The organism is Bacillus sp. ATD (assembly GCF_050585765.1).
Classification (GTDB): Bacteria; Bacillota; Bacilli; order Bacillales; family Bacillaceae; genus Bacillus; species Bacillus stercoris.
On record NZ_JBOBQH010000006.1, the window covers coordinates 105,641 to 117,816 of the forward strand.

Consider the following 12,176-nt stretch of genomic DNA (forward strand, 5'->3'; position numbering starts at 1 on the left):
ACGTTATGTAAACCCTTTTCAGCATCTATTTATCACATACGGTGACAATTGTCAATTAGATTGATAGATGCATATATATGTAAATTTAACATTAGTTGGGCTTGTTTTCACTCTTTTTCACACTCTTTCTAATAAAAAAAGAGAGGCTTCATCATCCTCTCTTTTTTTATGTGTCATTCCAACGGCCAAACTCCCGCTTCATCCATATATGCACCGGGTAGAAAAACAAACCGAACGGTATCAAAAACAATAGATTATGCCATGAAGCATTCAGAAATGCGCTTGCAGTCACCGGAAACGTAATCTCTTGCAATACAAAAGAGATGACAGTCAGCACAACAAATGCAGCTGGAATGGTCACGAAGCAATAAAATGTAAGCTCCTTCTTATGCTGTACCTTCAAAACTTACAAACCTCCCAACAATTTCTAATCCATCTTAACATATGCTGGCATTTCTTTTCTCGCATGTTTATCACTGCACATAGCGGGAAGACAAATAGTAAAAGGAGGTCTCGTATCATGGGAAGACTTGAAAACAAAACAGCAGTGATCACAGGCGCCGCGACCGGCATTGGTCAAGCGACGGCAGAGGTTTTTGCCAATGAAGGCGCGCGCGTGATGATCGGAGATATCAATACAGATCAAATGGAAGAAACAGTGGACGCAATCAGAAAAAACGGAGGACAGGCAGAATCCTTTCACCTCGATGTGTCAGATGAAAACAGTGTGAAAGCATTTGCTGACCAAATCAAGGATGCATGCGGAACGATTAATATTCTGTTTAATAATGCCGGCGTTGATCAGGAAGGCGGAAAAGTCCACGAATATCCCGTTGACCTGTTTGACCGCATTATCTCCGTCGACCTGCGCGGCACGTTCCTTTGCAGCAAATATCTGATTCCGCTCATGCTCGACAATGGAGGCTCTATCATCAACACCTCCTCCATGTCAGGCCGTGCCGCGGATCTTGACCGCTCTGGCTACAACGCCGCAAAAGGCGGTATCACCAACCTGACAAAGGCGATGGCCATCGACTACGCACGAGACGGCATCCGCGTCAACTCCATTTCGCCGGGTACGATCGAAACCCCGCTGATTGACAAATTAGCAGGCACCAAAGAACAGGAAATGGGTGAAACATTCCGCGAAGCCAACAAATGGATCACGCCGCTCGGGCGCCTCGGCCAGCCGAAGGAAATGGCAACAGTAGCGCTGTTCCTCGCGTCAGACGACAGCTCATACGTTACAGGAGAAGACATCACTGCAGACGGCGGTATCATGGCGTATACATGGCCTGGGAAGATGCTGATTGATGAGAAGTGGAAGGAAGAAACGAAATAAGAGAGGGGATACCCCTCTCTTTTCGTCTTTCAAAGCAACACAACTTTATACTTCTTCACATCCAAAAACTGCAAAAACTCCCTTGCCAGCACTTCAGGCGCATGCGCCTTCCCTTCATCCAGCCGATACAAAATCAGCCCGATAATCATTGCGGATACATAATGGGCATAAAGCTTTTTCTCCGCGTGAATATCAGTTTTCTGATGCAGATAAAACGATTTTAGCGCTTTGAACATATTAGGTATCACATGAGGAACAACCCAGTCCCGATTGAGCAAATGGACAATAGGCATGCGGTCTAAAGCAGAAAGCAGGCCGGCGAGCGCCTCCTCCGCTTCTTCGAAGGAAAGCTCATTCGGACTTGAGGCAATCGTCAGGTGATCAATGATCTCCGCACATGATTGCTGAATCATGGTATGCAGCAATTCCTCTTTGCTGGCATAGTGATCATAAAAAGTTGCGCGGCGGATATTGCTTTTACGCGTAATATCCGAAATCGTGATGCCCGCGTAGTCTTGTTTCTCCGCCAATACGTCCAGAAATGCCTGCTGGAGCGCCTCTCTCGTTCGAACCACCCGCCTGTCGATTGGCTTGTCCTTCTCTCGCTCTCCTGGCATAGCTTCTCCAAACAGCCAATAAAATCTCTTTTGAGAAACAAGCTCCCATACCTTTTGGCTGATAGCTTCCGGAGTCGCGGCCGCATCCTCGTTCAGCCAATACAGGATAATCGCGTACGTGTACAAGGCCCGGTAATGTCCGTAAATGTCCCGTTCGATCGGCGTCAAATTCACATGGATCGGAGCCAGCAGCACATCATGCTGAAACACATCCTTAAAAAAACGATGGAAATGCCCTCTGTTCATCATCACAGAAAAAAAGGATTGATGCTCGTGAACAAAGGACAGCGTCGGATGCACCGTTTGCCGTTTTTTGTTCAAATGGAGGGTATCCAAATGACTGAAGGCGTCAAAAAGCGCTTTGCCCAGCTCTTCCTTCATGTCTTCGATTAAATCCTCAATGATTGAAAACTTATCCTCATAATAAAGGTAGAGCGTCCCGCGGCTCACTTTGGCCTTCTCAGCGATTTCTTTCATTGTGATATGTTGAATATCTCTTTCTTCCAATAAAGCCAGCAGCGCCTGTTTCACTTGAGCTTCGGCAGATTCCGGCACAAAAGACACCTCCAATCATTAGACAGTTGTTCAATATATGTACGGTAACGTATAGATGGTTCACCGTTGTCTTTCTTATAAAAAAGGTACCACCTTATAATAGGACCGAGAAAAGAAGAAAGCAAATGAGGGGGATCTTACAATGGAACAGAAAGTAAAGGACGACATCCAGCGTGTCTTTCAGCTTCAGAAAAAACAGCAAAAAGCCTTGCGTGCTTCAACAGCGGAACAGCGCAGAGAGAAGCTTCAGCGCTTTTTAGATTCCGTCATCGCCCATGAAGAAGAAATCATCGAAGCGATCCGCAAAGACGTCCGCAAACCATATCACGAGGTCAAAAAAGCGGAAATCGAAGGAACGAAAAAAGCGATCAGAGATAATATGAACAACCTAGAACAATGGATGGCGCCTAAGGAAGTCGGTTCATCGTTAAGCCCTGAGGCAAACGGGATTCTTATGTACGAGCCTAAAGGCGTCACACTCATCCTCGGCCCGTGGAACTATCCGTTTATGCTGACGATGGCGCCGCTTGCCGCTTCTCTCGCAGCCGGAAACAGCGCGATTGTAAAGCTGTCCGATTTCACGATGAACACAAGCAACATTGCCGCTAAAGTGATAAGAGACGCTTTTGATGAAAAAGAAGTCGCGATTTTTGAAGGAGAGGTTGAGGTGGCAACCGAGCTTCTTGACCAGCCGTTCGACCATATTTTCTTCACTGGAAGCACAAATGTCGGGAAAATCGTCATGACAGCGGCGGCCAAACACTTGGCATCTGTCACACTTGAGCTTGGCGGCAAAAGCCCAACGATTATCGACAGCGAATACGATCTCATGGACGCAGCGAAAAAAATCGCCGTCGGCAAATTCGTAAACGCCGGCCAAACCTGCATTGCACCTGATTACCTGTTCATTAAAAAAGACGTTCAGGACAGGTTCGCAAGCATTTTACAAACAATTGTCAACGCAGGATTTATGGAGGATGATCGCAACCCAGACCGCAGCAAGTTTACACAAATCGTCAATAACCGCAACTTCAACCGCGTCAAAGACCTGTTCGACGATGCCATCGAAAAAGGGGCGGAAGTCGTGTTCGGCGGCGTATTTGATGCCAGCGACCGCACGATCTCGCCAACCGTTTTGAAAAACGTCACGCCTGATATGAAAATCATGCAGGAGGAAATCTTCGCACCGATCCTGCCAATGATGAATTATGAAGACATCGACGAGGTCATCGATTACGTAAACGACCGCGATAAACCACTTGCGCTTTATGTATTCAGCCATAACCAAGACCTGATTGACAACGTCCTTCAGCACACCACATCAGGGAATGCCGCCATCAATGATGTTGTCGCCCATTTCAGCGACGTCAACCTGCCATTCGGCGGCGTCAACACAAGCGGAATCGGCTCCTATCATGGGGTATACGGATTCAAAGAGTTTTCTCATGAGAAGGGTGTATTGATTCAAGCCGCTAAATAATTGTAGTGAAGAGAATCTGCATTAACTTGCAGGTTCTCTTTTTATCATTCTATTCACCTAAAGACAAAATAAAGAAATATATAGTGATAAAATACCATTTTCACTACGAGACCAAATTCCTCTAGTATATCTCATTGAAACCGCGCAGCCTCTAACGTATAATATCCCAGAAAACTTCAAAGGAGAGAATATTATACATGGAAAAGCCAGCTGGATTTTGGATTCGGGCAGTTGCCTCTATTATTGATGATTTAATTATCTATTTTTTTGCTTTTATTATGATCCAAATTAACACCTTCATTGTCCTGCCTCTCATTGATGCAGGAAGCTCCTATATGACAGAAGATCAATATAAATTTTATATCCTGATATTCGGGACGATTCCTGTTATCGCCATCATATATATCTTCGGCATTCTTTATTATAGCTTGCTGACTTCTTCAAAAATGCAAGCAACACTAGGCAAAAAACTCATGGGTATCATCGTTGTCAATCAGTATGGCGAGCGAATTTCATTTTGGCACAGCTTTGGCCGTTTTTTCGCTTACATACCATCAGGAATTTTGTATATCGGTTACATTATGGCGGCTTTCCCCTCTAAACTGGCATTACACGATTATATTTGCGGGACAAAGGTGATCTATAAAAATAAACATCTTGATTGATACCCAAAAAAAGGCTGCCGAGATCACCTCGCCAGCCTGTTCTCTATTTCCCAAAAGCCATCAGCTTCGTATAGCTTCCAATATAAAGTGTTCCGTCCTCAGCAAGCTGCGGAGATGACACGACGTTGCTGTCTGTTTGATAGCTCCATAATTCATTGCCGTTTGCGTCCGCCGCATAAACCTTCATATCATCTGACCCAAAATAAACCGTTCCCTTCGCATCAATCAGCGGCGCCGTTCTGACAGGGCCGTCTGTGTAGAATGACCAGTTCATATCCCCGTTTTTGCTGATGGAAAACAGCTCGCCGCTTCCTGAGCCGATATAGATGTTGCCGTTATGGTCGATCGCAGGCGATGAACTTGAGAACCCGTTGAGCGGGAATGTCCATTTTAAGCTGCCTGTTGACGTATACGCATACAGCTGTCCGTCTTGGTTGCCCGCATAAACGGTGCCATCCTTATCAATCACCGGATATCCTTTAAACGCATTTGACGTCGTTCTGGACCATTTCACCTGTCCGGTTCCGGAATTGATCGCATAAAACACGTTATTGTATGTACCGACATACACGGTGCCGTTTTTGGCAAGCACCGGCACAGAGCTGACGACACCATTTGTTTTCAACTTCCAGCGCTCTGTCCAAGTAGTTTTGGACGTCGGTTTGACCGCGTGAACATAATTATCAAGTGTTGAGAAGTACAACGTGCCGTCTGAACCGATCACCGTTTCAGAGCTTGGCCCGCCGCTTAACGGAACCGTTGTTAAAATCTCACCCGTTTCCTTGTCGATAAAATAAATCTTTTTATCATAAGATGCCAGATAGATAACGCCGTTGGTTCCGAGTACAGGGGATTGTGTGAACGTTTTTCCCAAATTGCCTGTCACCCATTTGACTGAGCCGTCCGGATTAAAGGCTTTCATTTCCCCGTCTCTGGAATGAAGATATACTGTGCCGTCTCCGTCAATCACAGCCCCCGCTCCATTTTGCGGAGTCGTTCTGATGTCGTTTTGCCATTTCAGCGTCCCGTCTGTATTTCCGGCGAACCGGCTTTCGCGTGACCAGTTAAACATGGCAGGCGCCATCGCTTGTACATCATATCTTCCTGGCAAAAAGCCAGATGCTCCATTATTTTGAGAAAACACCGTTTCCGCCGCATAAGCAGCTGCCGGCTGAAGCACTTTGGCAGCGGGCACATCAGAAACAGCACCGGTCGAAACAGCCGCCGCCACCGCAGCTCCCGCAATCAAAGCTTTCATACGAAATGACTTGACCATCATTGAGACCCCCATTATATGTAACTTCTAATTTTCGACCATCATAACATATTCATCCATTTTATCATTCTGCTTCACAAAACCATCACAAACTAGAAAACTATGTAAGAGTATGCGCAGACGTTTTTTCAGCACCCGAACGAAATGCAGCCACAAACCAAATAACATTGACAGCAGCCGCAGCGAGACTAACCCCGACCACAAAAATCACTTCAGAAAGCAGGTGGTCACTAAAGAAACTAAACATCAAGCTAAAACCGGCCGAAGACAAATGGATCAGAAGCCCAAAGCCGCAAAGCACCGCCATGACATATCTCATCGCATCTACTCCGAGCATATAAATGAGAAAAGGAATGAAATACAAGACAAGGATCATCCCGACAGATGACCACATGCCAACTGAATTAAACTGATTGGCCACCGCTCCCGTTCCGGCCAGCGGCGAAAGTGAAGCCGCCACGATCACAGCGCAAAAAAGAAACCCAGAAATGGCTGTCATGATCGCCACGCTGTTTTTTCTAGACATCAAACTCCTCCTCAGATAGAAATATTAACCTTTTCATTATAAGGGAGCTGAGTAGAAAATTCATTATTTATTAATAAATTCCAGAATGCACAAGCAAATACTATGCTTCTTTCTAGTATATTTATATAGTAAAAAACAAAGGATAAAAGACTCATTTTTCTGTAATATCAGGATTTTATCACCATATCATATTGCATGTACATGTTTTTCAAAGTATACTATTCCAGATTAATTCAGAGGAGAGAGAAAAATACATGGAAAAACCAGCAGGATTTTGGATTCGTTTTTTAGCTTATTTTATTGACGGCATTATTGTATCTGTTCCTAGTTATATTATTCTATTTATTATCAATTCTGTGTTTGTAGCTGGGGCTGTGACAGCAAACCCTTACATGACCCAAGAGGAGTATATGATGACATACATGACGATAGCATTTTTGCCTACTATGCTGATCATGATCGTTATCAGTGTGTTATATTACGGACTGCTCACAGCATCTAAAATGCAAGGCACACTCGGCAAAAAAATTCTTGGCCTGAAAGTGGTCAATGAACAAGGTGAACGGGTTTCTATCGGACAGGCAATTGGCCGTTATTTTGCCTATATCTTATCTGGAATCATCTTTTATATTGGGTTTATCATGATCGCCTTTGGTGAGAAAAAAGGCCTGCATGACATCATTTGCAAAACACGTGTCGTGTATAAATAATACAAAAAAGTCTAGCGCCAATAGGCGTCTAGACTTTTGTTTTCTTTACAATAGGCTGCCACGACAGATACGTAGTGCTTCTCCACAGCCACTCAAACGGACTCATTCGAAAGACGCGAAGCCAAAGGTGGCTGAAGACCATTTGAGCAGCACAAACAGCAATCGTAATGAGCACACCGATCCGCTCATTTGCCAAAGTCGGCTGTAATGAAGACATAGCCATCACGCTCCTTTTTTCTGTACCTTAAGAGTATGAAAAAAAGGAGCACGGAACCATCGATTTAGGTGTCAGGCAGTCATGAAAACCTTACAATCCTGTCATCTTTATGGTTTCATTATCTTTAAATCCAACGCTTCAATATTCTGCATAACGCGATCAAAGCGCAAAGCCTGAGGCTCACTTGGGAAAATGTGGACTTCATAAGGGTCGCCTAACGTCCGGAAAAACGGTTCAAATAATCCTGGAACCAAGACACCCACCATCTTTGTATAATGAGAATCCAGTCGATAGGAGTGAACGGTATTTGCAGGGACATGCAGGAAATCTCCCGGGTTCAGCTGAATTTCCTGGCCATCTGCCCACATCGTCATCTGCCCTTCAAGGCAATAAAATGTTTCTGTATGATGTTCATGGTAGTGATCAACGATTCGGTCGCCTTTAGGGCCGTCCGATACTACGGCGATAAACTGGCCGTCTGTATTTTTTTGGGCAGCCACAATACGGTGAAGCTGATCTCCCGTCAATAATCGATCTCCTTCTCCAGATTCAAGAACGTATGGAACAGCTCCATCCGGAAGCTCTGTAAGTTCCGCTAATGTTGCCGAACATGCAGGCTTTTCTTCATCTAAAAATACAATGTCCGCTACAGCGGCAGCTTCTGCAAATCGCTCGTTTGGCACTTCTTCGCTTGCGAACGGCGGATGTTCAGCGTGATCATACGGATTCCCAATCACGGAATACATGTGGGCTGCGTTTCCTTTCATCGTGTAAGACACCAGTCTTGTTCTGTGGCTCTGCATCCGGTAGCTGTGCGGTATCCCCGCCGGAATGTTGGCATAATCACCTGATATCAGTAAATAGTGTTCTCCATCAAGCGTCAGCTCAAGCTTCCCGTCCAAAACGAGAATTCCTTCATGCGTATTCTTGTGGACGTGAAGCGGAAAGGCATCTCCTTTTCCCCCGGAAAGCAGCACGATCTCAAACAGGTCGCCCGTGCTCCTTCCATTCGCCATCACCGTGGCAACCTGTCTGCCGAACAGATAGCGCTCACCTTCCCCGCTCCGGAGCAAATACGGCATTTTTTCTTTAGGCAATGAATGTTTCCATAATGTTTTCATAAATCGTTTCCTCCAATTTAGACCAGTCTATATAATATAACTTTCTGACTAGACCGTTCTATATAATTGTAGGAGAAAGGATAACAAAATGCTACCCTTTTTTTCTCACCAGCACTGGTATTTGTTCGGCAATGAGAAGAAGGGGCGTTTTGTCTTTATTCGTTAACGAAAGCATGATACCGCCCTCAATCATCGAATTAATCAGCATTCCAAGCTGATTTGCCTCTTCTTCTGCAAATCCGTTTTTCATTAATTTTCTGGCAAAAACCGCTTCCCAGCTTTGAAACACCTTCATGCAAACCGTCCGCAGCGGTTCACTGATTAACGCTGTCTCACTCGCCAGCAAACCGACTGGAATACCTGTAATGCTTTCTGTGTTGTCGAATTGGCTGGCTGTTTTTGTGATAAAAAGCTGAATCGCTTCTATTGGATCAGAGCACTCTTCCATGCTTTGCTGTATCAGATGTTCAATCAATTTCCCTGTATATGTAACCGCTTCAATTGCTAATTCTTCTTTGCCATTCGGAAAAAAATGATAAAGCGATCCCTTAGGAGCACCGCTTTCTTTCACAATCTGGTTCAAACCTGTCGCGTGATATCCTTGCAGCTGGAACAGACGTGACGCCGTGTGAAGGATTTTTTCACGTGAATCTCCTCTGCTAGTCATTAAAACATTCCCTCCTAGGTATGGTAGAGCGACTTATATAATATAAAAAAGAACCCTGTGATTGTCAAAAGGGGTAAGACCCTCCCGGATGGGGTAAATGTAGAAAAACAGCCTCTAGGAGGGATCTCAATGGCAAACGATTATTCAGCCACGAATACAGAACAGATTGAACAACAGAACCCCGGCTTGAAAACGAAGATCAAACTGAAAAAACTCAAGGATCAAGTAATTGTCATTACCGGCGCTTCAAGCGGTATCGGACTTGTCACGGCGAGAATGGCAGCTGAAAAAGGTGCAAAGGTCGTGGCAGCAGCGCGAAATGAAGAGGCGTTGAAGGAGCTCACTGATGAACTAAAGGATAAAGGGCACAACGCCATATGGGTGAAGGCGGATGTCGGAAAAGAAGAAGACGTCAATCGCATCGCCGAAACCGCAATCAGCACATTTGGCCGCTTTGACACATGGGTTAACAATGCGGCCGTCTCGACTTTCGGACATGCCATGGACGTCACCGTCGAAGACATGAAGCGGATGTTTGACACAAATTTCTGGGGGCCCGTTTACGGAACAAGAGCTGCTGTCAAACACTACACCGGCAGAGGCGTGCCGGGCGCACTCATTAATGTAGGAAGCCTGTTCGGAGACAGGGGAACGGTCATTCAATCCACATATGCGTCAGCCAAATTCGCGCTTCACGGCTGGACGGAAAGCATTCGAATGGAGCTCGAAAAGGAACAGGCGCCCGTCTCGGTAACGCTCATCCACCCGGGCAGAATCGACACACCTTATAACGAGCACGCACACAGCTACCTTGACAAACAGCCGGCTCACTACCGCTCCATGATCTATCCGCCGGAAGCAGTCGCCGAAGGCATCCTGTTTGCCGCCGAACACCCTAAGCGCGACATGTATATCGGGTCACAGGCAAAAGCCATCGCCATGCTGGGCGCGCTTTTCCCTCGTCTGACCGACAGACTGATGGAAAAAATCATGTATCACAGCCAGCATGCCGAAAGACCGTCCAACCCGCGAGAAGAAAGCGCGCTTTATGAAGCGGGCTACGGCATGCATGACAGGGGCACAAATAAAGGATGGATGCGGTCAAGGAGCTATTACACGAAGGCTGCGAAGCGCCCGATTGTATCGGCGGCTGTTGTTGCCGGACTAGTGGCTTGGGCTGCCGCCAAACGATGCAAATAATCTCTGCCCATAAGAAAAACCCATGCTGTTCCATCGAACCATGGGTTTTTAGCTGTTAATCAATAAAAGCCTTGTTCATACGCTGCAGCAGCTCGCCGAATATCTCTTTTTCCTGTGTTGACCATTCTTGCAGCATCTGTTCATAACGTTCAAGGCGCTTTTGCTGATCGGCTTTTAAAATTTGTTTACCGAGCTTTGTAATGGTAAACAGGCTGACTCTCCCATCAGATGGGTCTGAAAAGCGATGGATGAGCTCCTTTGCCTCTAATGCAGCTGCTTGTCTTGAAAGAGTAGAAATATCAAGCTTGAACGATTCTGCCAATTCCTTTACACGATCAGGGCCATACTCATCCAATTGTCTCAGCAATAAGTACGAAGATCTCTCCAACTTCCCTGTTCTTTTCTCTGATTGATCCAGATAAACGGCTCTCCTGATAAAAGTCGTCAGCTCATATTCAATTAATTCAACTGGATTTTGTTTTCGCAATCGCTCTCGCTCCCCATTCCAATCTCCGTCATTGACAACATCATATATACTTGTATAATACAAATGTATATTAACTGAATGAATACAAGTCGTTATATGACCAAATCAATTATTATACTTGTATAGTACAATCATATGAATAGAAAGTAAAGCGATTCCTCAGAACCATCCTAGAAGCAAGTCACCAGAAAGGAGGAAGCTGCTCTCATTGGAGAGCAGCACTTGATGTGAAAGTCATACGAGTTATCTTGCAAGTGTTGATATTATATGTATTTTTTATGATCGGGGAAGCCCTTCAGCACCTGTTTCATTTACCTGTGTCAGGAAGCATCGTCGGATTGGTATTGCTGCTGATCTGCCTGGGCCTCCGTATTGTCCCCGTCTCCATCATTGAAGACGGAGCAGGGTTTTTATTGTCCTTTCTTCCATTATTGTTCATTCCGGCAATGACAGGAGTGATGAACTATCCGTCACTTATTTCATTCAATGGTCTGATGCTGCTGATTACAGTCGTACTCAGCACCATCGTCACCATCATTGCGGCTGGATTCGCCAGCCAGCTATTAGAGAAAAAAGCAAAAAAACGTGAGGAGAAAGAGAAATGCAGCAAGCATGTATCGCAATCATGATAATTCTTTTAACAGTGGCCGCTTATGTAGCGATGGCCAAACTTTATAAGCGATTCCCGCTTCCATTTCTGATCCCTGTTCTGACAACGACCATATTGATTGTAGCAGTTTTGATCATGTTCCATGTTTCGTATGAAGGCTATATGATCGGGGGGAAATGGATCAATTCTTTGCTTGGGCCGGCTGTTGTGGCGCTGGCCTATCCGCTTTATAAACAATGGCATATCATTGTCAAACATTGCATTCCCATTCTAGGCGGCGTCCTGGTCGGATTATGCATGGGAATGATCAGCGGGCTGGTCTTCGCAGAAGCATTCGGGATTGATCATGATCTTTTATTATCCATTCTGCCAAAGTCGATCACAACCCCTGTCGCTATTCAAATCGCCGCCGGTCTAGGAGGCGTCCCTTCCATGACAGTCGTATTTGTCATGATAGCGGGTTTTTCAGGCGTCATCCTCGGGCCGCTTTTCCTAAAATGGCTTCGCATACGCAGCTCCCTTGGACAAGGCATTGCACTAGGAAGCGCCTCCCATGCACTAGGCACCTCCAAAGCATTGGAATATGGGGAACTGGCCGTATCCATGAGTTCCGTCTCCATGACGCTTTGTGCGGTGCTCGGCTCATTCTTCGGCCCAATCGTCGTCTGGCTGTTTCATATTTAACAAGAAAGACTGCCCCGGC

14 protein-coding genes and 1 pseudogene are annotated in these 12,176 nt (G+C 45.6%); 7 read left to right on the top strand and 8 right to left on the bottom strand.

All coding sequences use genetic code 11. From position 1 onward, the window contains the following. Nucleotides 1-166: 166 nt before the first annotated feature. Nucleotides 167-403 (bottom strand): hypothetical protein, encoded by a 237-nt coding sequence (locus tag ACQXR1_RS14840; protein ID WP_430772407.1) that lies wholly within the window; start codon nucleotides 401-403, stop codon nucleotides 167-169. Nucleotides 404-520: 117 nt separating this feature from the next. Here ACQXR1_RS14840 and ACQXR1_RS14845 point away from each other — a divergent pair, with 117 nt between their 5' ends. After that, complete coding sequence (locus ACQXR1_RS14845) at nucleotides 521-1,342, top strand: SDR family oxidoreductase (RefSeq protein ID WP_430772408.1); 822 nt, start codon at nucleotides 521-523, stop codon at nucleotides 1,340-1,342. Between the two features lie 29 nt (nucleotides 1,343-1,371). On the opposite strand, the gene ACQXR1_RS14850 is transcribed toward ACQXR1_RS14845, so the two are convergent. Further along, nucleotides 1,372-2,514, bottom strand: a complete 1,143-nt coding sequence (locus ACQXR1_RS14850) for a TetR/AcrR family transcriptional regulator (protein WP_430772409.1) — start codon at nucleotides 2,512-2,514, stop codon at nucleotides 1,372-1,374. 142 nt (nucleotides 2,515-2,656) lie between these two features. On the opposite strand from ACQXR1_RS14850, the gene ACQXR1_RS14855 reads away from it, so the two are divergent. Together ACQXR1_RS14855 and ACQXR1_RS14860 are read left to right on the top strand one after the other, a co-directional pair. Further along, complete coding sequence (locus ACQXR1_RS14855) at nucleotides 2,657-3,994, top strand: aldehyde dehydrogenase family protein (protein WP_430772410.1); 1,338 nt, start codon at nucleotides 2,657-2,659, stop codon at nucleotides 3,992-3,994. Nucleotides 3,995-4,191: 197 nt separating this feature from the next. Further along, a complete protein-coding gene (locus ACQXR1_RS14860) occupies nucleotides 4,192-4,659 on the top strand; it encodes an RDD family protein (protein WP_040081231.1) in 468 nt (155 codons plus the stop codon). 43 nt (nucleotides 4,660-4,702) lie between these two features. Here ACQXR1_RS14860 and ACQXR1_RS14865 read toward each other — a convergent pair whose 3' ends face one another. Further along, nucleotides 4,703-5,935: a PQQ-binding-like beta-propeller repeat protein gene (locus tag ACQXR1_RS14865; protein WP_430772411.1), complete on the bottom strand. Its 1,233-nt coding sequence runs from the start codon at nucleotides 5,933-5,935 to the stop codon at nucleotides 4,703-4,705. Between the two features lie 100 nt (nucleotides 5,936-6,035). After that, nucleotides 6,036-6,461: a DUF5391 family protein gene (locus tag ACQXR1_RS14870; protein WP_227099104.1), complete on the bottom strand. Its 426-nt coding sequence runs from the start codon at nucleotides 6,459-6,461 to the stop codon at nucleotides 6,036-6,038. A 254-nt stretch (nucleotides 6,462-6,715) separates the two neighbouring features. Between ACQXR1_RS14870 and ACQXR1_RS14875 the strand changes: the two genes are divergently transcribed. Further along, complete coding sequence (locus ACQXR1_RS14875; RefSeq protein ID WP_069150661.1) at nucleotides 6,716-7,171, top strand: RDD family protein; 456 nt, start codon at nucleotides 6,716-6,718, stop codon at nucleotides 7,169-7,171. A gap of 28 nt (nucleotides 7,172-7,199) precedes the next feature. Here the strand turns inward: ACQXR1_RS14875 and ACQXR1_RS14880 are convergent. The 3 genes and pseudogenes from ACQXR1_RS14880 to yxaF form a co-directional block, all read right to left on the bottom strand. Beyond that, nucleotides 7,200-7,349, bottom strand: a pseudogene (locus ACQXR1_RS14880) (DUF418 domain-containing protein); the annotation flags it as partial. Nucleotides 7,350-7,495: 146 nt separating this feature from the next. Next, nucleotides 7,496-8,509: a quercetin 2,3-dioxygenase gene (locus ACQXR1_RS14885; RefSeq protein WP_430772412.1), complete on the bottom strand. Its 1,014-nt coding sequence runs from the start codon at nucleotides 8,507-8,509 to the stop codon at nucleotides 7,496-7,498. Nucleotides 8,510-8,600: 91 nt separating this feature from the next. Beyond that, nucleotides 8,601-9,176: a transcriptional regulator YxaF gene (gene yxaF, locus ACQXR1_RS14890; RefSeq protein WP_069150664.1), complete on the bottom strand. Its 576-nt coding sequence runs from the start codon at nucleotides 9,174-9,176 to the stop codon at nucleotides 8,601-8,603. 129 nt (nucleotides 9,177-9,305) lie between these two features. On the opposite strand from yxaF, the gene ACQXR1_RS14895 reads away from it, so the two are divergent. Further along, the gene (locus tag ACQXR1_RS14895) at nucleotides 9,306-10,376 is read left to right on the top strand and encodes an SDR family oxidoreductase (protein ID WP_430772413.1); all 1,071 of its coding nucleotides are present in this window, start codon (nucleotides 9,306-9,308) and stop codon (nucleotides 10,374-10,376) included. A 55-nt stretch (nucleotides 10,377-10,431) separates the two neighbouring features. Here the strand turns inward: ACQXR1_RS14895 and ACQXR1_RS14900 are convergent, their stop codons facing one another. Continuing rightward, complete coding sequence (locus ACQXR1_RS14900) at nucleotides 10,432-10,863, bottom strand: MarR family winged helix-turn-helix transcriptional regulator (protein WP_430772414.1); 432 nt, start codon at nucleotides 10,861-10,863, stop codon at nucleotides 10,432-10,434. Between the two features lie 227 nt (nucleotides 10,864-11,090). Here ACQXR1_RS14900 and ACQXR1_RS14905 point away from each other — a divergent pair, with 227 nt between their 5' ends. Beyond that, nucleotides 11,091-11,492: a CidA/LrgA family holin-like protein gene (locus ACQXR1_RS14905; RefSeq protein ID WP_041521462.1), complete on the top strand. Its 402-nt coding sequence runs from the start codon at nucleotides 11,091-11,093 to the stop codon at nucleotides 11,490-11,492. Next, nucleotides 11,465-12,157, top strand: a complete 693-nt coding sequence (locus ACQXR1_RS14910; RefSeq protein ID WP_040081217.1) for an LrgB family protein — start codon at nucleotides 11,465-11,467, stop codon at nucleotides 12,155-12,157. The genes ACQXR1_RS14905 and ACQXR1_RS14910 overlap by 28 nt, the downstream gene beginning before the upstream one ends. Nucleotides 12,158-12,176 lie beyond the last annotated feature (19 nt).

Coding starts and splice junctions, on each gene's coding strand:
- ACQXR1_RS14845 (WP_430772408.1), top strand. CDS start 521: ATGGGAAGACTTGAAAACAAAACAGCAGTGATCACAGGCGCCGCGACC.
- ACQXR1_RS14855 (WP_430772410.1), top strand. CDS start 2,657: ATGGAACAGAAAGTAAAGGACGACATCCAGCGTGTCTTTCAGCTTCAG.
- ACQXR1_RS14860 (WP_040081231.1), top strand. CDS start 4,192: ATGGAAAAGCCAGCTGGATTTTGGATTCGGGCAGTTGCCTCTATTATT.
- ACQXR1_RS14865 (WP_430772411.1), bottom strand. CDS start 5,935: ATGGTCAAGTCATTTCGTATGAAAGCTTTGATTGCGGGAGCTGCGGTG.
- ACQXR1_RS14870 (WP_227099104.1), bottom strand. CDS start 6,461: ATGTCTAGAAAAAACAGCGTGGCGATCATGACAGCCATTTCTGGGTTT.
- ACQXR1_RS14875 (WP_069150661.1), top strand. CDS start 6,716: ATGGAAAAACCAGCAGGATTTTGGATTCGTTTTTTAGCTTATTTTATT.
- ACQXR1_RS14885 (WP_430772412.1), bottom strand. CDS start 8,509: ATGAAAACATTATGGAAACATTCATTGCCTAAAGAAAAAATGCCGTAT.
- yxaF (WP_069150664.1), bottom strand. CDS start 9,176: ATGACTAGCAGAGGAGATTCACGTGAAAAAATCCTTCACACGGCGTCA.
- ACQXR1_RS14895 (WP_430772413.1), top strand. CDS start 9,306: ATGGCAAACGATTATTCAGCCACGAATACAGAACAGATTGAACAACAG.
- ACQXR1_RS14910 (WP_040081217.1), top strand. CDS start 11,465: ATGCAGCAAGCATGTATCGCAATCATGATAATTCTTTTAACAGTGGCC.